General features: G+C 62.3%; 20 protein-coding genes. 14 read left to right on the top strand and 6 right to left on the bottom strand.

Annotation, left to right across the window (positions count from 1 at the left end):
- Positions 1–16 precede the first annotated feature (16 nt).
- Positions 17–1,165 (top strand): DNA-processing protein DprA, encoded by a 1,149-nt coding sequence (dprA, locus tag ABWV89_RS10050; protein WP_353397479.1) that lies wholly within the window; start codon positions 17–19, stop codon positions 1,163–1,165.
- 809 nt (positions 1,166–1,974) lie between these two features.
- Here dprA and ABWV89_RS10055 read toward each other — a convergent pair.
- From ABWV89_RS10055 to ABWV89_RS10075, 5 genes are all read right to left on the bottom strand, one after another.
- Entirely contained in the window at positions 1,975–4,353 is a 2,379-nt protein-coding gene (locus ABWV89_RS10055) for a DUF1631 family protein (protein ID WP_353396213.1), read from the bottom strand.
- A gap of 92 nt (positions 4,354–4,445) precedes the next feature.
- On the bottom strand, positions 4,446–5,399 hold the full coding sequence (gene secF, locus ABWV89_RS10060) for a protein translocase subunit SecF (RefSeq protein WP_353396215.1): 954 nt from the start codon (positions 5,397–5,399) through the stop codon (positions 4,446–4,448).
- Between the two features lie 66 nt (positions 5,400–5,465).
- The gene (gene secD, locus ABWV89_RS10065; protein ID WP_353396217.1) at positions 5,466–7,340 is read right to left on the bottom strand and encodes a protein translocase subunit SecD; all 1,875 of its coding nucleotides are present in this window, start codon (positions 7,338–7,340) and stop codon (positions 5,466–5,468) included.
- Between the two features lie 147 nt (positions 7,341–7,487).
- Positions 7,488–7,814, bottom strand: coding sequence for a preprotein translocase subunit YajC (gene yajC, locus ABWV89_RS10070; RefSeq protein ID WP_353396219.1), 327 nt, complete (start codon positions 7,812–7,814; stop codon positions 7,488–7,490).
- A gap of 183 nt (positions 7,815–7,997) precedes the next feature.
- Positions 7,998–11,567 (bottom strand): indolepyruvate ferredoxin oxidoreductase family protein, encoded by a 3,570-nt coding sequence (locus ABWV89_RS10075; RefSeq protein ID WP_353396221.1) that lies wholly within the window; start codon positions 11,565–11,567, stop codon positions 7,998–8,000.
- Positions 11,568–11,739: 172 nt separating this feature from the next.
- On the opposite strand from ABWV89_RS10075, the gene ABWV89_RS10080 reads away from it, so the two are divergent.
- Positions 11,740–12,237 carry an Lrp/AsnC family transcriptional regulator gene (locus ABWV89_RS10080; protein ID WP_353396222.1) on the top strand — a complete coding sequence of 166 codons (498 nt, stop codon included), beginning with the start codon at positions 11,740–11,742 and terminating at the stop codon, positions 12,235–12,237.
- Positions 12,238–12,272: 35 nt separating this feature from the next.
- Here ABWV89_RS10080 and ABWV89_RS10085 read toward each other — a convergent pair whose 3' ends face one another.
- Positions 12,273–12,419 (bottom strand): hypothetical protein, encoded by a 147-nt coding sequence (locus ABWV89_RS10085; RefSeq protein WP_353396224.1) that lies wholly within the window; start codon positions 12,417–12,419, stop codon positions 12,273–12,275.
- A gap of 464 nt (positions 12,420–12,883) precedes the next feature.
- On the opposite strand from ABWV89_RS10085, the gene ABWV89_RS10090 reads away from it, so the two are divergent.
- From ABWV89_RS10090 to ABWV89_RS10145, 12 genes are all read left to right on the top strand, one after another.
- Positions 12,884–13,456: a hypothetical protein gene (locus tag ABWV89_RS10090; protein ID WP_353396225.1), complete on the top strand. Its 573-nt coding sequence runs from the start codon at positions 12,884–12,886 to the stop codon at positions 13,454–13,456.
- A gap of 205 nt (positions 13,457–13,661) precedes the next feature.
- Entirely contained in the window at positions 13,662–14,357 is a 696-nt protein-coding gene (locus tag ABWV89_RS10095) for a hypothetical protein (protein ID WP_353396226.1), read from the top strand.
- An 11-nt stretch (positions 14,358–14,368) separates the two neighbouring features.
- Positions 14,369–14,869, top strand: coding sequence for a hypothetical protein (locus tag ABWV89_RS10100; RefSeq protein ID WP_353396228.1), 501 nt, complete (start codon positions 14,369–14,371; stop codon positions 14,867–14,869).
- Between the two features lie 110 nt (positions 14,870–14,979).
- Positions 14,980–15,807, top strand: a complete 828-nt coding sequence (locus ABWV89_RS10105; RefSeq protein WP_353396230.1) for a fimbrial biogenesis chaperone — start codon at positions 14,980–14,982, stop codon at positions 15,805–15,807.
- Positions 15,804–17,957, top strand: coding sequence for a carboxypeptidase-like regulatory domain-containing protein (locus ABWV89_RS10110; protein ID WP_353396232.1), 2,154 nt, complete (start codon positions 15,804–15,806; stop codon positions 17,955–17,957). The genes ABWV89_RS10105 and ABWV89_RS10110 overlap by 4 nt, the downstream gene beginning before the upstream one ends.
- Before the next feature lie 146 nt (positions 17,958–18,103).
- The gene (locus ABWV89_RS10115) at positions 18,104–18,622 is read left to right on the top strand and encodes a hypothetical protein (protein ID WP_353396233.1); all 519 of its coding nucleotides are present in this window, start codon (positions 18,104–18,106) and stop codon (positions 18,620–18,622) included.
- A gap of 755 nt (positions 18,623–19,377) precedes the next feature.
- Positions 19,378–20,967 (top strand): undecaprenyl-phosphate galactose phosphotransferase WbaP, encoded by a 1,590-nt coding sequence (wbaP, locus tag ABWV89_RS10120; protein ID WP_353396235.1) that lies wholly within the window; start codon positions 19,378–19,380, stop codon positions 20,965–20,967.
- A gap of 62 nt (positions 20,968–21,029) precedes the next feature.
- Positions 21,030–22,481 (top strand): mannose-1-phosphate guanylyltransferase/mannose-6-phosphate isomerase, encoded by a 1,452-nt coding sequence (locus ABWV89_RS10125; RefSeq protein WP_353396237.1) that lies wholly within the window; start codon positions 21,030–21,032, stop codon positions 22,479–22,481.
- Positions 22,478–23,482: a GDP-L-fucose synthase gene (gene fcl, locus ABWV89_RS10130; protein ID WP_353396239.1), complete on the top strand. Its 1,005-nt coding sequence runs from the start codon at positions 22,478–22,480 to the stop codon at positions 23,480–23,482. Before ABWV89_RS10125 ends, fcl begins: the two co-directional genes overlap by 4 nt.
- The gene (gmd, locus tag ABWV89_RS10135; protein WP_502903191.1) at positions 23,479–24,627 is read left to right on the top strand and encodes a GDP-mannose 4,6-dehydratase; all 1,149 of its coding nucleotides are present in this window, start codon (positions 23,479–23,481) and stop codon (positions 24,625–24,627) included. The genes fcl and gmd overlap by 4 nt, the downstream gene beginning before the upstream one ends.
- 89 nt (positions 24,628–24,716) lie before the next feature.
- Positions 24,717–25,994 (top strand): polysaccharide biosynthesis protein, encoded by a 1,278-nt coding sequence (locus ABWV89_RS10140; RefSeq protein WP_353396242.1) that lies wholly within the window; start codon positions 24,717–24,719, stop codon positions 25,992–25,994.
- On the top strand, positions 25,960–26,961 hold the full coding sequence (locus ABWV89_RS10145) for a glycosyltransferase family 2 protein (protein WP_353396244.1): 1,002 nt from the start codon (positions 25,960–25,962) through the stop codon (positions 26,959–26,961). Before ABWV89_RS10140 ends, ABWV89_RS10145 begins: the two co-directional genes overlap by 35 nt.
- Positions 26,962–26,975: the final 14 nt, after the last annotated feature.

Raw genomic sequence — 26,975 nt, forward strand, 5'->3', positions numbered from 1 at the left:
GCTGATGCCAGAGCGCATGGCCAGCGATGAGCTGGCCGCCTGGCTTCAAATGCTGTCGGTTCCCGGCCTCGGCCGGGGATACGCACGCCGCCTTCTGGCGGCGTTTGCGCTTCCACAGGCTGTATTTCGCCAGAACACAGATGCATTGACTGCCGTGGTAGGGCCCAAACTGGCCCGCGCCATGGTGCAGCACGTCGTTACCGAGGCGTCGGCCAGACTCATCGAACAGCATCAGGGATGGCTGACGGCCAGCGATGCCCGAGCCCCCAGACAAGTGGTGGCCATGGGCGACCCGGCGTACCCGACAGAGCTGCTCGAAACCGCCGACCCTCCGCTTCTGCTGTTTGTCGAAGGGCAGCTCGACCTTCTCAAGCACCCGACCCGCCTGGCGATGGTGGGCAGCCGAAACCCCACGCCTCAGGGCGTCGAGAACGCACGCGCTTTCTCGCACGCCTTGGCCAGCGCCGGCCTGTGTGTCGTCTCCGGGCTGGCCCGAGGCATTGACGGCGCTGCCCACGAGGGGGCACTGGACGCCGCTGGTCCCACCATTGCGGTGGTCGGCACAGGGCTCGACCAGACCTACCCCAAGCGCCACGCGGGGCTGGCCGAGCGCATCGTGACCCAAGGTGGCGCGATTGTCAGCGAGTACCTGCTCGGCACACCACCCCTCGCAGCGCACTTTCCGCAACGCAACCGCATCGTCTCTGGCCTCAGCCAGGGCACGCTGGTGGTGGAAGCCACCTTGCAGTCAGGCTCCCTCATCACCGCGCGGCAGGCGCTCGAACAAGGCCGGGAGGTATTCGCCATTCCGGGCTCGATTCACGCCCCCCAGGTCAAGGGTTGCCATGCCTTGATTCGGCAAGGCGCGAAATTGGTGGAGTCGGCACAAGACGTGCTGGAGGATCTGAGACTGGCCCCCGCCAAGGGCGCGAAGAATCAAGACCCGTCACTTGGTGACCACTCGCAGCCCTCCTTGCTACCAGCAGAAGCGTGCGACAACTCCATCCTCGAGGCCATGGGCTTTGACCCCATGGGACTGGATGCGATCCAGGCTCGCACGGGATTGGGAACAGCCAAACTGCAGGCGGATTTGCTGGAGCTGGAGCTGGATGGGGTGATTGCCCGGTTGCCAGGTGGGCTGTGGCAGAGGATGGGGACGGGCTGAGAGCTCTGGCCTTTCGCACGCTGAGGCGACTCGTAGAACTGTGCTACCTGCCGCTGCTGCCTCATTCTCAAGCATCCTCCTGTTTCACGTTTTTTTCTTTTCCCCCCCCCCTATCCCCCCAACCCCCTTTCCACCCCGCCGGGCGGAAAGGGGGAGCTTTCATTTGGCTTCTGGTCTCCGACTCGGCTTCTACGGCTCGACGCGTCGCCACCGTGGTTGGGGGTACATGCATTTCGTTGAGGCTGTCGTAGGCGTCTCGGTGTCGGTCTTCACGCCCACGGCGCCCAGCTGACTTTGCCGCTTTGCGGCTTGTCAGTTGGGCGCTGGCTTCGCGTGTTGCAAATCTGCTGGAAGTTGCGTCTCTCGCCAGCAGCGTGCCAACAAGCCGCGCAGCGGCAACGGTGGCAGGCTGCCGTGGGCGAACCATGAGCAGGCGAGGTCTCTACGACAGCGGTGGAGAAACCGTGGTGAGCCAGAAGCAGTGGCAACCTCCCGCCAGTAGCCACCCGTCCAACTCGCAGAAGTCGAATGTTTAAAGGCTCCCCTTTCCGCCCCGGCGGGGGTGGAAAGGGGCGGGGGGGATAGGGGGGGAAGAAAAAAGCAACGAAATAAGAAAGGGAGCTTGAAGGCAAACACCACGGCGGGGCAAGTCCGCGACTGGTTCACAAAGCTGAACCTTCAGGCGTCAACCCACCGCTGAAGGCAAACAAACCCCTCCATCCGAGATTGCGACGGATCCGGGTTTCCCGGTCCGTACGCAACGTCCCTCAGTGGGGGACGGCGCGCAGCGCCGCAGGGGGCGTCCTAGCTCAGTCAAACAGTCGTTCGGGATTCGCTTCCAGCTTCGCCATCGCATCCCGCGTGGCCCGCACGGTCAGGGTTTCTTCCTCGCTTGGCAGGAGCAAGCCCGCCTGGAGGTAAGACGCCACCCGGGTGGCCTGGACGAGATAGCAACGGCCGGAATTGGTCACAAACATGTACAGCTGCCCGCGCTCACTGCGCCAGGCCAGTTGCACGCTGTTCAGACGGCTGTTGTGGTCCAGGCTGAACCACGAACCGATCTGCAGCTCGGCCGCCCAGGCGCGCATGGCGGCATTGGGCTGGCTGCCACCCTGGTTGATGACCTCGATGTTGCTGGCATCGACACCCGTGATCATCTCGATGCTGTCGTTGTCGAGATCCAGGTCGCCCACACCGCTCTCGGGCAGGAACTCCTCGAGATTGGACAGGCGTTCGGCCAGGTGGTCCAGACTCTCCTGCGGGATCGGGTCAGTGCGTGACATGAAGGCCTCAGCCAACGTATCGCTGATGCGCTTGATGTGCCCGTCCTGCACACTGGGAGGCAGGCCCAGCAGGCCCATGCCATGTCGCATGCGCTGCAGCACGTTGGGCAACTGCTGGATCACACGGGCGCGATCATTGCGGTCAGGTTTGGCGCTCGCTGCCCAGAGGAGTTCGGACGCCACCTGCTTGAGGGACTGGGTCTCTTCATGCTTGAGGCCATGCTTCACGCTGGCCACCGCCAGCACATCCACCCAGACATGGAACAGGAAGTCGCGCACCTCATCTCGCACGGGCATGTCGTCGAGCAGCTTGCGCAGCTCGATGGTGTACTGAACAGAGAGCGTTTCCTTTTGCTCGATCTGCTGTGCCACAGACACAAACTTCTTCGCCGGTGTCTTTTCGCTCAGATAGGTCGACAAGAACTTCTGGAACTCGTCGTAGACAAGCTGGAAAACTCGGCGGCCGGTCTCCGGGTATTGTTCGATCACCTGCACGATGCGTTTGATCTCGGCCTCCAGGGCTTCCGAGGCGATGTCGGATTCAAACCCCATCACGCACGCACCCATGCGGTCGATCAGGCGTCGGGCCGGATGTTGCAAGGCGCTGAAAAATTCAGGTTCGGCCAGTGCCACACGCAGCACCGGAATCTGAAGACGCGCAAACCAGACCCGGACACTCGGCGGAATCCGCTCTTCGGCCAGGATGCTCTGGAACATCAGGGCCACCACTTCCACAATGGCCTTCTCAGAGTGGGTTTCTGCAGCTTCCTTGAGATCACGCGTCCGCTCACGCAGGGCCTCGCTGGCCTGCTTGACCTGCTGGGTGCCGATGACCATGGGCGCTGAGCCCGAAGCACCGCCCAGCGCAGAGGTGGACGTGCTGACCACGGGTTTGGCGCGCTGAATCGCCTGTTGCAGGCGCGGCGACGTTGGCAGCAGTTGGGTGGCTTCGAAGTCGTCACCGACCTTGTCAGCCAGGAAACGCCTCAAGCGCCCGACCACCCCTTGAGCACGCATTTTCGCGCGCGCCAGGGGCGAGGCACTGGTCATCAGCCGTGTCTCTTCGTGTACGCCAACGTCTGTGCCGCCCAGATTGGCCGGTGATTGAGCGCCGCTGCGGCGGCTGCCGGCGTTGTATGACGTGCCCCCCGAACCACGGGTGGACGACCCCATCACCGACTGCTCACCACGCCCAGATGCGACTTCGTCGGTACGCTTAGCCTGGTCGCGTGGGCTGGCCGGTTGTCCGCTCCCCGCCTTTCGGCGGACCATGTCCTGCAGGTTGATTTCCTTCATCACGCCGCTGGCGACGAGGAATTCATTGGCTTTTTTGTAGGACGTGAGCAGATGGCGGGAGAGGAAATCGGCAATCGTGTCCTGCACCAGCTGCCACGCTTCCCGGGACATGTCGCAATCGAGCCATTGGTCAACCAGCAGGCGGGTCACCACATCAGGCAGCAGCACATCGTCACGCGCGAGCTCCTGGCGATTCTCCAGATGCTGAACACGCAAGCGCAGATCGTTGAGTTCGGAGGATGCCAGATCGAGCACCTTCATGGCCAGACGAGAGGCCATGATCTGGTCGTCCATGGCCCCTTCAGCCAACAGCTCCAGTCTGCCTGGCGCGGAGTTGCGTGCACCTCCGGCACTGCGCTGAGGCAACAGCGTGCGTTGCAGCGCTTTGCGGCTCTTGGCCAGCCAGTCATTCTGCTGTTTCTGAAACGCCATCCAGGCATCGCGCCGCTCCTGAACCTCCGGAGCAGAACCCGGCATGTCGATCAGCTCGGACAGCTTGGCCGATACCACCTTGACCAGGTCAGGCAAACCGCGCCCGACATGGACAACAAAATGCTCACGCGCCTGCTTGGCGAGTGACGATACATGCTGATCGGTTGGCAAAGCCATTGTTTCAGTATGACACGAAAGGCGTTCGGACCCCGACTCTAACCCGGTTTCAGCGCCCTGTTATTTCTTCTTTTTGGCAGACTTGCGACAGGTCACACGACAGCGCCCGCGTTCGGATCATCTGGATCGTCCGCTTTGCGGGCAGCCGGCTGGATCAGGTCTTCCCTGCGAATGCCAAGCCACATGCCGATCGCCGCAGCCACAAAGATAGACGAATAGATGCCGAACAGGATGCCGATGGTCAGGGCCAGCGCGAAATAGTAGAGGGTCGCGCCGCCAAAAAGCAACATTGACAGGACCATGATCTGGGTCGAACCATGGGTGATGATGGTCCGGCTGATGGTCGAGGTGATGGCGTGATCGATCACTTCGGTGGTCGACATCTTGCGCTGGCGCCGGAACGTCTCGCGGATCCGGTCAAAAATCACCACCGATTCGTTGACCGAGTAGCCCAGCACAGCCAGCACGGCAGCCAGCACAGCCAGTGAGAACTCCCACTGGAAGAAGGCGAAGAAGCCCAGGATGATCACCACGTCGTGCAGGTTGGCCAGGATGGCCGAAACGGCGTACTTCCATTCAAAACGGAAGGCCAAGTAGATCATGATGCCAACGATGACAAGGCCCAGCGCAATCAAGCCGCTCTCGACCAGTTCAGAGCCGACCTGAGGCCCGACAAACTCGACCCGGTTCCGCTCGACATCCGGGTTCTGGGTCTTGAGCGCGGCCATCATCTCTTCACTCTGCTGGCTGGCCGTACGTCCTTCCACGGGCGGGAGTCGCAGCAGGACAGCCGTGGAAGAGCCGAAGTTCTGTACGGGTACCTCTTTGTAGCCCTGCGCTTCGACCACTTGGCGGATCGCGGGCAGGTCGGCCGCCTCTTTGTAGGCAAGCTCCATCACCGTGCCGCCGGTGAACTCGACCGACAGGTTGAGCCCGCGGGTGACAAGAAAGAAGACGGCAGCGATGAAAGTAAGCCCTGAAATCACGTTGAAGATCAACGCGTTCTTCATGAACGGGATATCGCTGCGGATTCTGAAGAATTCCATGGAAGTGTCCTGGCGAATTCGCTAATGAGGCTGTTGAAGCAAACGGGTCTGTTGCAGGCTGGCCGATCAGACGGCGCCCGGCGCCTTGGGTGTGTTTTTCCAGACGGTGCCGATGGAGATCGACTTGAGTTTCTTGTGGCGGCCATACCAGAGGTTGGCCAGGCCACGCGAGAACACCACCGAAGAGAACATGCTGGTGATGATGCCCACACAGTGCACCACGGCAAAACCCTTGACCGGTCCGGAGCCAAAGATGAACAGAGCGATACCGGCAATCAGGGTGGTGACGTTGGAGTCGAGAATCGTGCCCCATGCGTGCTCGTAGCCGGCGCTGATCGCGGTCTGCGGCGCAGAGCCATTGCGCAACTCCTCGCGAATGCGCTCGTTGATCAGCACGTTGGAATCGATGGCCATGCCCAGCGCCAGCGCCATGGCGGCGATACCGGGCAAGGTCAGCGTGGCCTGCAGCATCGACAGAATGGCCACCAGAAGAACGAGGTTCACCGCCAGCGCGAGGCTGGAGAACACGCCGAACATTGCGTAGTAGATGCACATGAACACCACGATGACCAGGAAACCCCAGATCACGCTGTTGAAGCCTTGCTCGATGTTCTGCTTGCCCAGGCTCGGGCCCACCGTGCGCTCTTCGATGATGTCCATCGGTGCGGCGAGCGAACCGGCCCGCAACAGCAAGGCGGTATCGTGCGCTTCTGCCGTGGACATGGCGCCGCTGATCTGCACTTGGCCTCCACCAATCTCGGTGCGGATGACGGGCGCGGTCACGACCTTGCCCTTGCCCTTTTCGAACAGGATGATGGCCATGCGCTTGTTGATGTTGGCGCCGGTCACATCACGGAAGATACGGGCACCCTTGGAATCGAGCCGGAGGTGAACAGCGGGTTGGCCGTTGTTGTCAAAGCCGGCTTGCGCGTCGGTGAGGTTTTCGCCGGTCAGAATGACTTCGCGTTTGACGATCACGTCACGGCCATCGGTCGAGGGGTAGCGCTCGGCCCCGAACGGCACCGGGCCCGTTCCACGCTCTGCCGACCGCCCTTCAGCGCTTTCGTCCACGAGCCTGACCTGCAATGTGGCGGTACGACCGATGATGTCCTTGGCCTTGGCCGTGTCTTGCACGCCAGGGAGCTGCACCACGATCCGGTCGGCACCTTGCTGCTGGATCACCGGCTCGGCCACGCCGAGTTCGTTGACCCGGTTGTGCAGCGTCGTGATGTTCTGCTTGAGGGCCTGCTCCTGAATGGTTCTGGCCGACTCGGGGCGCAGGCTGGCGACCACCGTGGCACCGCCATCGCCGGCTTGTTCGTCGAGCGTGAGATCCGAGAAGTCCTTGTCGATCAGCTTGCGGATTTCTTCTGCGGTTTCAGCGTCCCGAGCCTGGATGGTGATGGTCTGGCCCTTGAGCGTCATACCGTTGTTGCGGATGCGGGCCTCCCGCATCGCCGTGCGCAAGTCGCCGACAAACGCGTCCGAGCGCTGGTCCAGAGCCGCCTGCATGTCGACTTGCAGCATGAAGTGCACACCACCCCGAAGATCGAGGCCGAGGTACATCGGCTGCGCGTTCAGGGATCGCATCCATTGCGGCGCCAGTGGCTCCAGGTTCACCGCGACCAAAAAGTCAGGCTCCTGGCTGGCTTGATTCAGGCCGGCGTCGATCACGTCCCTGGCCTTGAGCTGGGTGTCTTCGTCGGCGAACCTCGCCTTGATCGAGTTGCCTTCGCGCGCGATGTTGACGGCCTGGATGCTCTTGGCTTCCAGCAGGGACGCCACCTGCGTCACGGTGTTGTCGTCCACCACGACGGTGGAGCTGGCACTCGAGACTTGAACCGACGGCGCCGAACCAAACAGGTTGGGTGCGGCGTACAAGAGGCCGACGACGAGCGCCACGGCGATGATGGCGTATTTCCAGAGCGGGTATCGGTTCATGGCGGGCGGGGACTGATGGGTCCGTACAAACGCGTGGGTTTCAGGTGCGGGGCCAGCCGGCTGGCCGGCACGCATTGCTCTCGCAAGCGAGGTTGGAGCGTTGCCAGCCGGTTTTGTTCAAACCAGCCGGTGCGCTCCGGCTTTCGCTCAGGGCTTGAGCGTGCCCTTGGGCAGCACCTGAACCACGGCGGTGCGCTGCATCTGCACCACCACGTTCTCGGCCACTTCAACGCTCACATAGGTTTCTGCAACCTTGGTGACCTTGCCCACAACGCCGCCAGCGGTCACGACTTCATCGCCTTTGGCCAGGGCTTCGATCATGGCCTTGTGCTCTTTCTGGCGCTTCATCTGAGGGCGAATCATGATGAAGTACAGGACACCGAACATGGCGATCAGTGGCAGGAAGCTCATCAGGGAACCGGCGGTGTCGCCACCGGCAGCAGCCGTCTGGGCGTAGGCAGAGGAAATAAACACTGGATAACTCCGTTGGACTTGAATCGTTCATTCACGACCCTGGCTGTCCGAGCGGCGCGCAGCAACGCACCGACCAAGCCAGCTTGGCCGAATCCAGCATTGTAAAGCGCGGGGCCCGACCGCCAACCGGCACGGCCCAAGAGTCCCGCGCATCAGAAAGGGCGAGGCGGGAGTGCTGCCTCGTCACTGGCCAGGCGCCCAGGCCTGCAACTGGGCATCCCGCTCCCGCCGTGCCGCTGCCAAGGCCCGGGCTTTGACATGCCCGAAACCCTTCACTGAAGAAGGCCAGCCCAGCAACGCCATGGCCTGGGCGTGCCGCTCCTCCGTGAGGCTGGCGACGACCAGATTCACGTCCGACAGGTAGTCTTCCAGGAGTTTGCGCTCACTTTTACGCTCTTCTGTGCGCCCAAAGACATCCCAGAAGGTGCCTCGCAGGCCTTTGAGGCCAGCCAGCCAACGCATGGCCGTGAAGGTGCCAGGGCCGTATTTCTTCTTGATGGGGTGGCCCGTGACAGGGTCGTGGCGGGACAGCATCGGCGGCGCCAGATGGACCGATAGCTTGATGTTGCCCTCGAACTGGCTGGCCACTTTCTCCAGGAAGGCCGGGTCAGTGTGCAGGCGGGCGACTTCGTATTCGTCCTTGATGGCCATGGCTCGGAACAGCTCGCGGGCCACCCGTTCGGTCAGCGCCGTTTTACCCATGGGGGCTTCCACTTGCCGCACCCGGTCCACCATGGACTGGTATTGCCTGGCGTATTCGGCGTCCTGGTAGTCGGTGAGGTAAGCGAAGCGGCGAGCCACCACGTCTTCCAGCGACTCGCGCTTGTGCACCTGAATCACCTGTGTCTGGCCACCGGCCTTTTCCAGCAGGGTTTGCATGGCGGCGGGGTCGCTCGCTGCGCGTCGCCCCCAGTCGAACGCCACCAGGTTTTGTGCCACCGCCACATTGTTCAGCTCGATGGCGCGGTGCAGGGATGCCAGCGACAGCGGTACCCAGCCACGCTGCCATGCGTAGCCGAGCATCATGGGGTTGGTGAAGATGGAGTCGCCCATCAGGCGGCTGGCGGCCACCTCGGCATCAAACAGCCCCACGGCGTCTTCGCCCAGCAGTTCGGTCACCGACTCGGTGCACTGGGCCGCCGGGTTCTGCCACTGCGGGTTTTTCACAAAGGCCGCGGTGGGCGTGGCGTCCACATTCAGTGCCACATGGCTGCGGCCGCGCCGCACGCGCAGCAGCGTCTCGCTGTTGGCCACCACAATCGGGTCGCAGCCGATCACCAGGTCGGCCGAGGCCGCTGCCACACGGGTGGTGCGGATTTGCTGCTGGGTCTTGCCAATGAGGATGTGGCTCCAGGTAGCGCCACCTTTCTGCGCTAGGCCAGCTGCGTCCTGCGTGACGATGCCCTTGCCTTCAATGTGCGCGGCCATGCCGAGCAACTGTCCGATGGTGATGACACCGGTGCCGCCCACGCCAGCGACGATGATGCCCCAGGCCTGCTCATCCAGTGCAGGCAAGTCCGGCTCTGCCGGTTCAGCGCCAGCCCAGGCAAAGCCCGCCGCATCTTTCTTGCTTTTCTTGAGCTGTCCGCCCTCCACACTGACAAAGCTGGGGCAGAAGCCCTTCACGCAGGAGTAGTCGAGGTTACAGGTGCTCTGGTTGATGCGGCGCTTGCGACCCAGCGGCGTCTCCAGCGGCTCGACCGACAAGCAGTTGGACTGCTCGCTGCAGTCACCACAGCCTTCGCACACCGCTTCGTTGATGACGATGCGCTCGGTGGGTGTGACCATGGTGCCGCGCTTGCGGCGGCGGCGTTTTTCGGTGGCACAGGTCTGGTCGTAAATGATGACCGTCGTGCCTTCGATCTCGCGGAATTCGCGCTGGATGGCATCGAGCCGATCGCGGTGCTGGATGGCAATGCCATCCGGGATGCCCACCACGCCAGCGTACTTTTCAGGTTCGTCGGTGACGATGGTGATGCGTGCCACGCCTTCGGCCCGCATGCTTTGCGCGATCTGCACCACGCTGTGGCCTTCGGGGCGCTCGCCCACTTGTTGGCCACCGGTCATGGCCACGGCGTCGTTGTAGAGGATCTTGTAGGTGATGTTCACACCCGCTGCAATGCTCTGGCGAATGGCCAGGATGCCGCTGTGGAAGTAGGTGCCATCGCCCAGGTTGGCAAAGATGTGTTTGTCTTTGGTGAAAGGCTGCTGCCCCACCCATGGCACGCCTTCGCCACCCATCTGGGTGAAGCCCTCGGTGCTGCGGTCCATCCAGATGGTCATGAAGTGGCAGCCAATGCCGGCCATTGCACGAGAGCCTTCCGGCACTTTGGTGGACGTGTTGTGCGGGCAGCCCGAGCAGAACCAGGGCTGGCGCTGGGCGTCGGCATTGCCCGAAACCACCACCTGGGTTTCGCGCTCCTGCGCGTCCAGCATGTTCAGGTGGCGCTCCATGCGCTCAAGCACATCCGCAGGTGGGTCGAAACGGCGCAAGCGCTTGGCAATGGCACGGGCAATCAGGCGCGGTGTCAGATCGGCATTGGCCCTTAGCAGCGTGTTGCCCGTGGGGTTGGGCATGGACCATTCGCCACCGGTGTGGTCAGCGCCGGCTTCGTCGAATTTGCCCAGCACGTCGGGGCGAACGTCTGAGCGCCAGTTGTAGAGCTCTTCCTTGAGCTGGTATTCAATGACCTGGCGCTTTTCTTCCACCACCAGAATTTCGCGCAACCCGGTCGCGAACTCGCGCGTGGTCTGCGCTTCCAGCGGCCAGACCACACCCACCTTGTGCAGGCGAATGCCCAGACGCCGGCAGGTTTCGTCATCCAGCCCAAGGTCGAGCAGGGCCTGGCGGGTATCGTTGTAGGCCTTGCCGCTGGCGATGATGCCGAAGCGATCGTTCGGGCCTTCGATGACGTTGTGGTTGAGGCGGTTGGCGCGGATGTAGGCCAGCGCGGCGTACCACTTGTAGTCGAACAGGCGGGCTTCCTGCTCCAGCGCGGCGTCGGGCCAGCGCACGTGCACTCCGCCGGGCGGCATCTCGAATTCCGGCACCACAATCTGCACCCGCTCCGGGTCGATCATGGCCGTCGCGCTGGACTCCACGATCTCCTGAATCGTCTTCATGCCGGCCCACACACCGGCAAAGCGGCCGAGGGCAAACGCATGCACGCCCAGGTCCAGGATTTCCTGCACGCTGGCCGGAAAGAACACCGGCAGGCCACAGGCCTTGAAGATGTGGTCGCTCTGGTGCGCAGCGGTGGAGCTTTTGGCCACATGGTCATCACCGGCCACGGCGATCACGCCGCCCCAGGGTGTGGTGCCGGCCAGGTTCGCGTGCTTGAACACGTCAGCACAACGGTCCACGCCCGGGCCCTTGCCATACCAGATGCCGAAGACGCCATCAAAGCGATTCGTTCCCGGGGGCGCAAAGCCCAACTGCTGGGTGCCCCACAGGGCCGTTGCCGCCAGCTCTTCGTTCACACCCGGCTGGAAAACGATGTTCTGCGCCTGCAGATACTTCTGCGCTTTTTGCAGTGCCTGATCGTAGCCCCCCAGCGGGGAGCCACGGTAGCCACTGATGAAGCCGGCGGTGTTCTTGCCAACCAGGGCATCGCGCTGGCGCTGCAACATGGGCAGCTTGACCAGCGCCTGTATGCCGCTCATGAAGGCGCGGCCGTGGTCGAGTGAATATTTGTCGTCGAGGGTGACGGTTTCCAGCGCTTTGCGGATGTGCTCTGGCAGTGGGGCATTCATGGGGCAACTCTCCTGTTGAGAAAGGTGGGGCTGTCCGCGAGCCACCTTGTGGGCAGGCGCGGCCTGTGCCCTACATGCAGCAAAGTTTATGCCGTGTGGGGCGACAAGAGATTGCGAAATCTCTCCGTGATTACCCGCCAATCAGAAATATTCTTTCTACAATTGGCCAATTATGGAAATATTGGATAAGTTCGATCTGGCCATCCTGCAAGAATTGCAAACCGATGGGCGCCTGACCAATGCCGAACTGGCCCAAAGGGTCGGCTTGTCGGCCGCACCTTGCTGGCGCCGCGTTCGGGCACTGGAAGAAGCGGGGTTCATTCAGGGATATCGCGCCATCCTCAGCCGCGACAAGCTGGGGCTGGGGGTGCTTGCATTTGTGAGGCTGGATGCAGAGCGCAACAGCGGAGACGTGACGCGGCGGCTGGAGGCCGCGATTCTGGCCATCCCCGAAGTGGTGTCATGCCATTACATCAGCGGTGCGGGCACGTTCGAGTTGCATGTGGTGTGCACCGACCTCGAGCATTTCAGCCGTTTGGCGCGCGAGGTGCTGATCAACCTGCCCAATGTAAAGGACATGCACACCAGCTTTTCGCTGGGCGAGGTCAAGGCTGGTGGTGCCTTGCCACTGGGGCATCTGGGCAGCTCCCACGGCGGCACGCGACGCTGAGCCCGTCTGGCCCGGGCATGGCCCCGGAACCGGTATCAGGCTTGTGCGAGTCCGGGCAGACCCAGCCCCATCCACACCAGTGCAGCGGCCAGTATGAACTGGCCCAGTTTGCGCCCCCAGTGGTTCTTTTGCGCGGTATAGATGGGACGGCGGCGCGCGCCATCCAGTGAGATACGTGTCATCTGGCATTCCCCGTCACTGCCTTGCAGTCGATGACCCAGACCTTAATGCCCGGGCAAACCCAGCAAAGCGCAGAAATACGCCGCAGAAACCACGCTGCTCCTCTGACAGCGCCGCCCATGCGGAGCCGGAAGGCACTTGTTCGGCCATTGCGCTGAAATCTTGAGCGCCGCAGTCAGGCGAGACAGGGTTTCGGCCATTGTTCATGTGAACAAAAAGTACCCGCGACGGCACGCAGAGGCTCAACTTGAGGATTTTTTTGTGCGACGCGTCACGAAACATCGAGTCATTTACCCGAATCCACTCCTAAGGCTTTGAAATTCGTGACTTTTTTGATTGTTCTGCAGCCACACCAGCCCTACTATCTCAACATCGAATGACCCCGGGGGCACCTCTCAAATGCCCACAAAAGTCTTCAATTCCGGACCAACTCCATTTTTTTGCACTTCCCGAAGGAGGTCACACCATGAAAAAGCACATCGCTCTCGCCGCCCTGGCCGCTGCCACCCTCGCAGCGCCCATGATGGCTTCGGCAGAGTCCACCGTTCGCAATGGCAATGGCGACGCCACCGCCCGCCTGAACTTCCGCGTGGTGGTTCCACGCGTCCTGTTCCTGGGTGTGGGCACCGGCGCCGGGAACATTGGCGACGCCACCACCCGCGTCAACACGGTCGACCGTCTGACCTTCAACATTCCGTCGGCTGACGTGGGCAACGGCGTCGGCACGGCAGCACAGGTGGTGGACGTGCGCGTCAAAGGCAACAGCGGCCAGATTGCTCTGGCGGCGAATTCGGGCTCTCTCGGCCCGACCAATGCCACGTCTGACGTGATTCCATGGGGCGACTTCACGATGAGTTCGTCTGACGCGACCAATCTGGCCGTGCCCGCCGTCGGCACTTCCATCAACGTGGCACCCGACTCGGCTGGCGGCAAGTTGACCGAACGTGTTGCGCAGTGGAGCTTCAGCTACAACAACACCGCAGCGATTCCGGCCGGCCGCTACGACGGACAGATCACCTACACCGCATCTGCACCATGATCGCAGGCAACGCCTGAACGACCTGAAAAGGGCTGCGCAAAGCAGCCCTTTTTTCATGGCATGGCTTGCCGCCTGTGTGACCTTTCACGCCCACTGTCGTTCTTGCGCAAAGTCAGTCCCTGCACACCGGGGAAACGCGCTATGGTTGAGGCAAAGGGTATTTCATCGGTGGGCTGACCGTGCCCGCCGCTTCCTGCGCCGCCACGTGACAACGCAGCTTGAGGTCTTGATCATTCGCCCCAAACGTCAACCGATTGCCCCCCAGCGCATACGCAGCAAGCCCGGACGCTCTCCACGCGTCTGCCGGCTGACGCTGGCCATCGGTTTTGCCGTCACTGTCGTGCTGCCCGGAATCGCTTCTGCCTGGGAAATACAGCTGCAGGCGGCGCCCCGCCGGGTCTTTCTTTCCGTGGGCAACGGCAGCTTCGAAGCGGACAGCGGCACGGTCAACCTGGTGCAGGTCGATATTCCCATGGGACAAGTGGGCAGCGGCGTGCCTCTGACCATGAGCAGCGACAGCACACAATCGCGAAGCCCGCTGGACAACTACCTGACCTGCCCGGACCCGAGCTCGCAAGTCCTCATCGGAGCGTCCTACCGACGACGCTTCGGCTTCGAACCTGCCGAGGCCACCTTGCGGGTGACCGCGCCGGCCTTCCTGGTGAACGGGGCCGGAGACACCATACCCATCAACGAAATCAGCTGGACGGTGTCAGCGCCGGGCAGCGGATCGCCGGGCATCATCCCGGCCGGTACTTTCACACCAGGCACACAGACCCTGACCACGGTTCGTGCCAACCGTTACATCGAAAACTGCCACTCGTTCCACTTCGCCAACAGCGCTTTGCGCGCCGCCGGCACGTACACCGGGCAGGTCACCTACACCATCAGCAGCCCCTGAGAATGATGACCATGCTCCAGACTCTCCGCCTTGCCTGCAGCCGCCTCCACCCCAAGCAGATGGTGGTGACCGCACTCGCTGCCATGGCATGGGGCCTGGCTGGCATGGGCCATGCAGCCAACCCCGTCACACTCGACGATTCGCGCACACAGACGGTACCGCCCGACGTGCAGATGCAATGGCGCCCGCAAACACCTGAGAATCCCACGGGTGGCATGCAGGCGTGGTTGCGCGTGAATGTGCATCTGGACACCAGCCAGTGGAGAGGGCAGAACGTGCGCGTCTACCTGGCCCTGCCCCCGGATGACCGAAGTCGCGTCGAAGCATCATGGACAGGAACCGGGCGCTTGCGCGATGGTACGGTTTATTCTGGCGAGCGAACCCTGATCTACGCTGGCACCATCAGTGCGAATGCGCTCACCGACCAGTGGACCCTGCGCCTGCGCACGGGCACCGACTGGCAAAGCAATGCACGCCGCCTGCAGTTCAGGTTTGAACTGGAGCCCAACTGAATGCCCGTCGGCGCCAAGCCTGCTTCGACCACTCTGCTCTTCCCTTGACTTTGCCCATGCTGACGCCCTTTGCCGCTCCTTTCGCCAGACGCCCGCATCTCCTTCGCTGCATGGGCCAGCCTTCCACGCCGCTCTTGTCCGTGCTCGGCAGTGGTCTGACGGCCTTGGCACTGTGCTTCTCGCCAGTGCCGGCCAAGGCACAGGGGTTTGCTGCCTATGTGTCGCCGCCGCGATTCGAGTTCGCTGTCGAGCCGGGCCAGCGCTCGCGTCAGGTCATCGAGATCCAGCATGTGGGACAGCAAAAAGGCAATTACCGCATCTACACGGCTGACTGGACGCTCGGACCCGACTATTCGGTGAATTTCTCCAACGAGCTGGCCGCGGACAGTTGCCGCCCCTGGGTGGCCATCGAGCGCAAGCAGCTCACCCTCAACCCGGAAGACAAATACCGGTACCGATTTGAAGTGGCCCCACCAGCCGACGCTCCTGCCCGCGAATGCCGGTTCGCCATCATGATCGAGGGCATCGACACCACGCAAGTTCAGCAAGGCGCCATCAGTTTTCCGGTCAGTGGCCGCATTGGCGTGATCGTCTATGCCCGCATCGGTGGTGCTGCCCCGGTGCTCGAGCTGGTCAGTGCCAGCGCGCTGCCTGGCAAAGACGCCGCAGGCGTGGCGCTGGCCGTGCGCAACACCGGTAACGCCCACGGTCGCCTGATCGGGTTCGTCAATGGCAGCGATGCCCAAGGGCAGTCGATGGAACTGGCGCCAGCTGATTTGCCGATCCTCCCTGGCGAGACCCGGACAATCCCCCTGCAGGCAGTCGCTTCCGAAGAAGGCAAGCGGGCACCCAGAATAGAGTTTCCGATCCAGATCCGGGGGGCGCTGGAATGGGGCGATGGACAGACATTGCCACTGGAGGCAACGGTCGCCCCATGACATGGGAAGGCGCTCTGGACATGCGCTTGCGCCGGATCTTCTGCGCGCTGGTTTGCCTGCCACTGAGCACGGTCGCTCTCGGAGACCAGAGCACCGCCAATGCATCGGCCTCCAGCCGCCCTCGCAGTGCCGATGCCACGGGGTCTTACGAAGACAAGGTCATCGAAGGCCTGGCGGACGGAACCGCCAGCAACCAGAATGATGAAGGCGACGAAGCGCCTCTCTATGACCGAAGCGGCTGGCCCCGGTACTTGCAGCTGGAGACCCGAATGGGCACCCGGCCATTTGACAGCCAGCACCGGTCCACTACCGGCTTCTCGGCTCAGGGCATGCTGGAGACGCCTGCCCACGGCGTCCTGACCGTCAATGGCGCATGGTCAACTGCCGACAGCAGCGGCTCAAGTGCCACCGGTGGCGGCACCGACCCCGGCACGCTGACCCTGCGTCAGACGGCAGTTCCGATGGGCGAAGGCGCACTGCTGAATCTGGAGGCGGGCATCGGGTACCCCAACCAGGTTCCCTTGATGCAGCTGCCTTCACGCATCACCCTGCCCTCTCCCGTTCAGCGAGGCGCACAGATCGAATGGGTCGGCAGCGACAACCGTTACCAGCTCGATGCACGTGTCGGCCAGCCGGGCATCCTCGGCACCGGCCCCAGCGAGAGTTTCACCCGATATCCCGGCCGGCGCACCGGTTTGGCGGCGCAGTGGCGCTGGGGGACGATTCATGCAACAGCACCCGGTGCGAGCGAAGCAGATGACGGCGGCAGCATACTCCCGTCTCCCTATGCACGCCTGCCCGGCTGGACAATGGCGTGGCAGCTTGAAGCGGCCCGGGGTGTGCTGGCACCCATCACGATTCAGGCGTCGCCCGCCAATGTTGCGGACGACAGCAGCCGACTGACCGACGCCCGTTCGCAGCTGGTGGCGCTTCGTCATGAGCAACGCAACTGGGCGGTGCAGGCCAAATGGCTTGTCGGCCAGTCAACCGCATTGGAGAGCAACAGCACAAGACAGGCCGCCTGGATCGACGCCGAATGGCGGGAAGGGCCTCGCAACCACAGCCTGGGCATTTACCGGCTGGACCCTGGTCTGTCCTGGGGGGGCCAGGGTCTGGCCAACGATTTGCAAGGGGTCTACTACCGGGGCGGCTGGCGTCGCCGGCAGTGGTCTGCCGATGGCTCCTTTGACTGGCTCAAATCCATCTCAGGCCTTCGAGACGATGGCTGGTACGTCACCCTCAGTGGACAGCGACGCCTCAATTCACGCCACTACATCAGTGGTGGCTTCAATGCCCGTCAGTTCAGTACCCGGGCCTGGGCAAGCTATGCCGATTGGCGAACGAGTCACGACTGGGGCAACTCCGGACTGCGGCTCGATCTCTACGGCGGCGAACCCGAAGCGGAGCACAGCACCACGCTCACCTACGATCAGGACTGGAAGACACCTGTGGGCTGGTCACTGGGGACTTCCCTTGGTGTTTCCAGAATTGAGGACAAAGTGCAGTTGACGCAGGACACCGTCACCGCTTTGGCGATCTCTGCGAGTGGCCCGTTGGGGCGACGTGCCGAATGGGGAACATCTCTCTCGCTGGAGCAGTCACGGCTCGACCGTCAACGCAACCACAACGTCAGCATCAACGCCAGCTGGGCCATCAATCATCGTTGGCGACTGACGGCCAACTACACGCGCCAGGTCGGGCAAAGCCGGGTTCGAAACAGCCTCGACCCCTTGGCCACGCCATCGTTCACCCGTCTCACCACCACCGATGACCTCACCTATTACGTCGGGTTGAGCTACACATTCCAGGCTGGCAGCCGCTTGCTTCCCATCGGCGGGCCGGCCAGTGACGGCGGCGGGCGCGTGGTTGGCGTGGTGTTCTTTGACGCCAATGGCAGTGGTCGTCAGGAGGCGAGCGAAGCCGGTGTGCCGGGCATACCCGTCATGATCGACAACCGCTACGCCGTGCTGACCGATGAGCAGGGCAAGTTTGAGTTTGCGCTGGTCTCGCCCGGCGCGCATGCCATCACGGTTCGCAGCGACACGTTGCCCCTGCCGTGGCGGGCGCCCGAGCTCAACGATGGGCAAGTCCCGGTTTCCGTACAGCTGCGCGGCGAGCACAAAGTGTTTGTCGGGGTGATCCGGGACTGACAAGGCCATGCCCGCCAACGCCCGCCCGACTCCCCGGCGTGAAGCGCTTCACGCTAGGCGGCCAAACATGTCCTGACGGCTGATGCACGGCAGAACTGGCGGCATTTCACGCTTCATTTCCTGCTTTAGCCTCCGATACAGGAGGCATGCCTGCCGTCTTTCGCTCCATTCTTGCCCGCATCCAGTCCGCCGCCGTTGGCTTGACGCTGGCGGTGCCGCTGAGTCTGGTCTTTGCACCATCCGCGCAGGCAGATGCCCAGCTCGCCCAGGGCGGCAACGGCAGCGCAAGCGCAAGCCTCAATATCCGGGTCATCATCCCCGCCGTGATGCGACTGCTGGAGAACAGCCACCCGAGGCAGTTGACCGTGGGCCCGGACGGTAGCAGCGCTGGTATGCAACGCCTGGTGGTCATGTCCAACATGAAACGCGGCTTCTGCGTCTCCCTCAGCCGCCCGGCCGGCATGGAAGGCGCCTGGCAGCTGCGCCAGCTCGACAGCTCACCCGTCTATGTACAGGCGGTGGCACAAGGCTACAAGGTCTGCACCATGCGCCCGGGGCGGTACACCCTGGAGCTGGAACACAGCTTCACGCCTGCCCAAGCCGATCCGGCACAGAAGATCGCCAGCCTGCCCTGGCCGGTCCAGACCGACGTCAACGCCATCTGAGGTCTCTCCGGGGTTTGAGTCGCTAATATTGCAGCGCACCATTTTGCGCGCGCCAAGCGCCCGAAACAGCCCCAGATTCGACCATCAGGCCCCTTCGTGGCGCACCACCATGCCCTTGCTTGCAGTTGACTCATTTCGTAAGTAGATGCTACGAATGACACAGCAAACAAACAAGTGAATTCGCAGTCTGAACGAGATTCAAATTTAAAAAATAACAAAATCAACAAGTTGAGATCACAGGAAATCTCAGCCTACAAATCGCCACAGTATCAAATAGTTCTTTAGAACTACTGTCTACGCAGGTTTCAGCGCTATTGTGTGCGTAAGTTGGCAGTTAGATGCCGATCTGGCACATCACTTGCAGAACAAATTACAACTAAAGGGTGCACCACATTGGGGAAAGGTGCCCATCACGGTTTGTGACAGTGCAAGGTAGAAGTTTTCAAGGTAAACGACTACGCTGCGATGCAACAAGCCATCAACTGCAAGTACCGGCCGCGAGGCCAGAGTTCACTCTGGAGGACCACCGTATGACTGCCACAGCACCACTGGCCACAGGCCATTTCCGCCCCCCCGGCCCATTGCGCCATCCGGGTTCCCCCTGCGATGCAGCTGCCCAAGCGCTGACGACAAAGCGTTGAGCCGCCGGCCGGGCAAGAGCCCCGGCCACACCATTCCCACTCACTCTCCGTACGAGCCGGATCGACCTTCGACCGGCTCGCGATGTTCTGTTTTTTGGTGAAAGAGGTATCGACATGAGCACGGTGCGCATCAGCAGAAAGCAAGAGGTCTTCAAGCGATCCGGCGACCGCGCGGCGCAGCGGGGCGAGACGGTCGTGCCGCTTCGCAATCATCAGGATCTCGCACGGGTACTGGCGCCATGCAAAGAGCTGGCAGCCCGGCAGCAATGGGTCAAGGCCTGGCTGATGCTCAATGACGTTCTGGTCATGGCCGCCTGCTTTGTGGCCAGTCGCCTGCCACTGGTGCTGCGCGGCGAAGGCTCCATGGCTGCCACATCGAGCGCCTGGTGGACCCACAACGGAGAGCTGCGCACCACGCTGTTTGCGGGCGTTGTGATGGCCATGGTCGCCTGGATGTGGGCGGTACAGGGCCAGTACACCGCTACCCGCCGCAAACCCTGGTGGGATGAAGTTCGCCAGATCATGAATGTGGTGGTGGCTGCCGCCTTGCTGGATGCCCTGATCATGTACATGGCCAAATGGCCGCTCTCGCGGCTCTGGACGGGGTTCACCTGGGCACTGATCCTCGTCATGCTGCCCATCTCCCGCCTGCTGGCGCGTCACTGGTTGCTCAAAGCCGGCATGCTGACCCAGCCCTATGTCCTGATCGGCAAGCCGCAGGACGTCGAACAGGCTGCTGCCGCCCTGGCATCCGAGCCGCTTATGGGGTACAAGCCGGTCGCCGTGGTCTGTCCCGATCCAGGTGAGCGAAGAGTGAGGCTCAAAGGAGGCAAGGTCTTCGCGCCCACAGCATTGACCCCCGAAGTTCGCTCGTTTCTGGCCACACCAGGCCACTACCAGATCGTCGGCGTCATGGGCGCGGAAGGCAATGCATGGCTTCGCGAACTGGCACAGGATCTCATGCTCACCCGAGATGACTTCGTCATCGTGCCTGCGCTCAATGGCCTGCCCATCTACGGCATGGCGGTGTCGCATTTCTTCAGCCACGAAGTGTTGTTGCTCAGGGCCAGAAACAACCTCAACCGACGTGCCCCTCAGGCGCTCAAGCGCATGCTGGACATCGTGGGGGCATCTCTGCTGCTCATCGCACTTTCCCCACTGTTCGCCTATGTGGGTTACCGGATCCGACGCGAAGACAAAGGTCCTGTCTTCTTTGTCCAGAAACGTGTCGGCCGGGACGGCAAGGAGTTTGACTTCATCAAGTTCCGCAGCATGGTGACCAATGCGGATGCCGCGCTGGAGTCGTGGAAAAAGACCAACCCAACGCTTTGGGAAGAGTACCGGCAGAGCAATTTCAAGCTGGCAGCAGACCCACGCATCACACCCATCGGACGCCTGATCAGGCGAACCAGTATTGACGAGCTGCCGCAGCTGATCAACGTGCTGCGGGGCGACATGAGCCTGGTCGGACCTCGCCCGCTGCTCTCGCGTGAGCTGGGCGAATACGGCAACAGCGTGGCCGCCTACAACAAGGCCAGGCCGGGCATCACCGGGCTTTGGCAAATCAGCGGTCGAAGTGCAAGCACGTTCGCACACCGCATTGCCATGGACCTCTGGTACGTGCGTAACTGGTCGCTCTGGTACGACCTGGTGATCATGCTCCGGACCGTCCGTGTCGTGCTCCGCCAGGAAGGCGCGTGTTGAGCCAGGGACTCTTGTCCTCTCCACCCGATGTCTTTTCAACTTCCTTGAAGAAAGCCCGCTCCATGATCATTCCTGTCATTCTTTGCGGCGGTTCGGGAACGCGCCTCTGGCCTCTGAGCCGCAAGAGCTACCCCAAGCAGTTCGTCCCGATCATTGGCGGCAAGAGCCTGCTGCAACTGACTGCCGAACGTGTCGCGCCCCTTGGGCCTCAGCTCATGCTGGTGGCCGCGGAGGCGCACCGCTTCCTCGTCGCCGAAGCACTGCAGTCCATCGACAGTCCGACCCAGGCGATCCTGGAACCGAAGGGCCGAAACACGGCTGCCGCGATGGCACTGGCCGCATTGCAAGCAGCCCATATCGGCCAGAAAGACGCCTTGCTGCTGTTCTGTCCTGCCGATCATCACATCCCCGATGCCGAGTCGTTCAGGGATTGCATCGGCGGCGCCATTCCTGCGGCAGAGGGCGGCGCCATCGTGACGTTCGGCGTTGGCCCCAGCTTTCCAAGCACTGCCTATGGCTACATTGAAGCTGGCGATCCGCTGCCTGGACAAAGCCATGCGCTCCGGGCCGTTCGCTTCATCGAGAAGCCGGATGCAGGCACAGCGCAAGACCTTCTCCTGCTAGGTTCGTTTCTCTGGAATGCCGGCATCTTTCTTTGCCGCGCAGACACGCTGATCGCGGCACTGCACCGGCATGCCCCCGACATTCTCGCGGCCTGCCAGGCAGCGTTGCCCGAGAGCGCACCTGCCGAGCAGTTACCCCAGTCGCAAAAAGACTTGTACTGGGTGCGGCCGGCGAGCACCGCCTTCGAAGCCTGCCGATCGCAAAGTTTCGACTACGCGGTCATGGAACATCACGACAGCGTGGCTGTTGTCCCGTTCAAGGGATCATGGAGCGACGTCGGATCATGGAACGCTGTGGCCGACCTGGCGCCGGCAGACGAGCGAGGCAATCGCATCGAAGGCATGGGATACGCCATCGACGCCAGCAACACCTTCGTCCATGCGCCTTGCCGACCAGTGGTGGCCCTTGGCACCCGCGACTTGCTGATCGTCGACACACCCGATGCCTTGTTGGTCACGGACCGCGATCACGCTGAAGCGGTCAAGACCGCCGTGAGCCTTCTGGAAGGTGAGGGATGCACGCAAGCCGTCACCCACCGCAAAGTGGCTCGCCCCTGGGGCTGGTACGACAGCATCGACATGGGTGAGCGGTTCCAGGTCAAGCGCATCGGCGTCAAACCGGGTGCCAGCCTCAGCCTGCAAAAGCATCACCACCGCGCCGAGCACTGGATTGTGGTCAAAGGCACTGCTGAAGTTCAGTGCGGCGAAGAGAGATTCCTGCTCACCGAGAACGAATCGACCTACATCCCCATCGGCGCCACACACCGTTTGCACAACCCGGGAAAGCTCGAGCTCGAAATGATCGAAGTGCAGTCGGGCGCCTACCTGGGTGAAGACGACATTGTCCGGCTCGAGGACACCTACGGCCGAACAGAGACCAGCAAGACATGAGCGCACAAACCTCTGCCGAACACGATTCACGCATTTACGTCGCCGGTCATCGTGGCATGGTCGGGTCAGCCATCGTGCGCCATCTCCTCTCGCACCAGGGCGTTTCACCCGAGCGCCTCGTCACGCGTAGCCACGCAGAGCTGGATTTGACCGACCAGGCTGCCGTGCGACGCTTCTTCGCACAGGAGAAGCCCGACCAGGTCTATCTCGCTGCCGCCAGGGTCGGTGGCATTCACGCCAACAACACCTACCCCGCCGCTTTCATCTACGAGAACCTGATGATCGAAGCCAACGTCATCGACGCGGCGTTTCGCAGTGGCGTGAAGAAGCTGCTGTTTCTGGGCAGCAGCTGCATATACCCCAAGCTGGCCGAGCAACCGATGGCAGAACAGGCCTTGCTCACCGGCGCACTCGAGCCCACCAACGAGCCATACGCCATCGCCAAGATCGCAGGCATCAAGCTCTGCGAAAGCTACAACCGCCAATACGGTGAAAGCCACGGCATCGACTATCGCAGTGTGATGCCCACCAACCTTTACGGGCCTGGCGACAACTATCACCCGGAGAACAGCCACGTCATCCCCGCCCTGATCCGGCGCTTTCACGAGGCCAGGATGGCAGGTGCCGCCAGCGTCGCGATATGGGGCACAGGAACCCCCCGCCGGGAGTTTCTCTACGTCGACGACATGGCTGCGGCCAGCGTACACGTCATGCAACTGACGCCTGACGCATACCGGCAGCAGACGCAACCCATGCTCAGTCACATCAATGTGGGGTGTGGCAACGACCTGACCATCTCCGAACTGGCCCGGCTGATCGCGCAGGTGGTCGGCTTCAAAGGCGATATCGCATTCGACACCAGCAAACCAGACGGTGCACCACGCAAGCTGATGAACAGCGCCCGGCTTCTTGCCCTTGGTTGGCAGCCTGCAGTGGATCTCGCAAAGGGGCTGGCTCTGGCATACGACGACTTTCTTCAACAAACCGGCGAGGCTCGATGACCATGACTGACACGACCAACGCGAAGCGTAAAGTGGCCCTGATCACCGGTGTGACCGGTCAGGACGGTTCCTACCTGGCCGAGTTCCTGCTGGACCAGGGCTATATCGTTCACGGTCTCAAGCGACGCTCGAGCCAGTTCAACACTCAGCGCGTCGACCACATCTATGAAGATCCGCATGTCGAGAACGCTCGCTTCAGGCTGCACTATGGCGACCTCACCGACACGAGCAACCTGATCCGCATTGTTCAGGAAACCCAGCCGGACGAGATCTACAACCTGGCCGCTCAAAGCCATGTGGCGGTGAGTTTCGAAAGCCCTGAATACACAGCCGATGTCGATGCCATCGGGACACTGCGCTTGCTGGAGGCGATCCGCATCCTCGGGCTTGAGAAAAAGACCCGCTTCTATCAGGCCAGCACGTCCGAACTCTACGGACTGGTGCAGGAAATCCCACAAAAGGAAACCACACCCTTCTACCCACGCAGCCCCTACGCAGTTGCCAAGATGTACGCCTACTGGATCGTGGTGAACTACCGCGAGGCCTATGGCATGTATGCCTGCAACGGCATCCTCTTCAATCACGAGTCGCCCAGGCGCGGCGAGACGTTCGTGACCCGCAAGATCACGCGCGGCATCGCCAATATTGCTCAGGGCCTGGAGCCATGCCTCTACATGGGCAATCTCGACGCCAAGCGCGACTGGGGGCACGCGAAGGACTATGTGCGCATGCAGTGGATGATGCTGCAGCAGTCACAGGCCAAGGACTTCGTGATAGCAACAGGCGTTCAGTTCAGCGTTCGCGATTTCATTTCCATGGCGGCCGCGGAAGTGGGCATCAGGCTGACGTTCCAGGGCAAAGGCGTTGAAGAGCACGCCGTCGTCTCTGCCGTCGAGGGTCGCATGGCGCCCGGCGTCAAACCGGGCGACGTCATCGTCCGGGTGGATCCGCGCTACTTCCGTCCGACCGAGGTGGAAACACTGCTGGGCGACCCTTCCAAGGCCGCTCGCGAACTGGGTTGGACCCCACGCATCACCCTGCATGACATGGTGCGGGAGATGATGTTCAACGATCATCAGGAAGCCTTGCGTCACTCGCTCTTGCGAGAGAACGGCTACAAGGTGCCCGTGATGACAGAGCACTGAGCCTGCACATCGGTGACTCACATGGATCACGCAACGCTGCGCCACAGGAAACGGGCTCTGCCTTTCCTCCACGGGAAGGAGGCACGCCAATGAAAGCACATGTCCAGCTTCTTCGCAGGGCAGGCGTCTTCCTGAGTGGCAATGTAGCGGCGCAAGCCATGTCTGCAGTCACCGGCTTGCTGCTGGCCCGCTGGCTGAGTGTTCCCGACTATGCGGTCTACACCGTCTTCATCACGGTCATGGGCGCCATCGCTGTGGTCACGAAGGGCGGCGTCCATCTGGGTTTTACCGGCATTCTGGGGCGTCACTGGCCCAACGCGCACAGGGCGGCGCAGGCGGTGGTCGCCATGACCAGAGTCAGGCGCCGCATCTCGTTCTGGCTACTGCCCCCCATCCTGCTGCTCTCGGCCCTGCTGGTCTATCGCGCCCAGCCAGTGTGGAGTCTGGTGCTGGGTGTGGTCGGCGCTTTGCTTCTTTTCTGGCTGGCGGACATGCGCTCACGCATTGTCGACCAGGTGTTGTTCTTTGCACAGCAGACGGGGCGTGTTCAATGGCTCGACACGGGCCTGGCTGCGCTTCGCCTGCTACTGATTGGCGGGCTCTTCCTGCTTGGCGGCCTGAACATCCATGCCGCACTGGCAGTAGGCGCGCTGATTGCCCTGTTGCGCATTCGTCCGATTCTGCGCTGGGTACAACGCATCGCACCAGCTGGCCCGGCCACTGCTCTTGACGAAGACGTCAGAGAGATCACCTCGAACGCCCGACGCCAGATTCCGGTCGAGCTTTTCTACATCATGCAAGGCCAGGCTGTTCTTCTCACCCTGGCGCTCTGGGGGTCGGCACAGGAAACGGCAGGGTACGGCGCGCTCACCCGGATCGCGCAACTGCTGCTGCCGGTACAAGCATTCACCTATGCCTTCTGCGTGCCCTACTTCGCCAAGGCCCAGGACCGGATCGTCAAACGCTTTTTTCAGCTCGTGTTCATGCTGTCACTGCCAGGCATCACGCTGGCGACCCTGGTGGCGCTGTTCCCCCAATGGGTGCTCATGATCATCGGCCCGAACTACGCCGGGCTGGAAAAGGAACTGCTATGGGCCGCGCTGGCGACCGGCTTCACCAGCATTGCCGGAAATGCATGGAGCCTGGTCGCACACCGGGGCTGGGTCCGCTGGAGCTGGATACAGATACCGATCGGCGCGCTGTGGTGCCTCGTTGCCATCCTCAACCTGCCCCTGGGCTCCATCGCCGGCGCCCTGATCTTCCAAGGTGGATTCGCCATCGGCCTGGTCGCTGCCACAGCTTTGGAACTCTTTTCGCAAACAGGAGCCACGCATGAACGACACAATGCGCAACACACTCTCGGCTAGCGTGATCATTCCCACCTACAAGCGCCTGGACATGCTCCAGCGCTGCCTCCCGGGTGTAGCGGCAATGGACACCACGCCGCGCGAAGTCCTGATCACCTACCGTCCGGAGGCCGATCCGGAAACCACCGCCTGGCTGCTGGATGAGGCCCCCAAACACAGCGACTGGGTGTTGGTGCCATCGCACGAGCCAGGCCAGGTGGCGGCGCTCAATCTGGCACTGAGGCGCGCCAGCGGCGACATCGTGGTGATTTTCGATGACGACGCCATTCCGCGTCGCGACTGGTTGAGCAAGGTCCTGAGCCACTTCCAGTCCGACCCGGGCGTTGGTGGTGTCGGCGGCCGGGACTTTGTCCATGAGCATGGTGGCACGACCCTGTCGCCCGAGCGAAAGGTCGCGGGCATCCGCAACCGCTGGGGGCAGTATCTGGGCAACCACCATCTGGTCGTGGGGGCGCCACGAGAAGTCGATGTGCTCAAGGGATGCAACTGGGCGGTCCGCAGGACAGCCCTGGGCTCGCTTCATTCCGACACGCGGCTGCTGGGCTCGGGCGCACAGTTTGCCAACGACTCCTGGTTCTGCATCAACCTGCGCCAGCATGGATGGAAGCTCGTGCTCGACCCTTCGGCCAACGTCGACCACTACCCTGCCGAAAAGCCCGACCATGCCCGGCACGGATGGAACCGCCTTAAGTGCCACGAGATGACCACCAACAAGGTGTTCTCCGAACTCTATTTCGCCACGTCCTGGGAGCGCACCAAGTATCTGGCCTATTTTGTTCTGAAGGGCACGCGCTACTGCCCTGGCCTGTATTTCCTGGCGCACGGATTGCTCAAGCGTCCACTGCAGCTGCCGGCCATCGCCTGGGGCGGCTGGACGGGCTATGTCAAAGGCTGGCGCATGTGTCACAGGTATGAGCCACCCGGGCAGCCTGCCACGCCCGGGTCGTTGAGCCACTCTGCGGCCTGATTCCATCCGCCACT

The sequence above is a fragment of the Hydrogenophaga sp. 5NK40-0174 genome, assembly GCF_040372165.1.
GTDB lineage: Bacteria > Pseudomonadota > Gammaproteobacteria > Burkholderiales > Burkholderiaceae_C > Hydrogenophaga.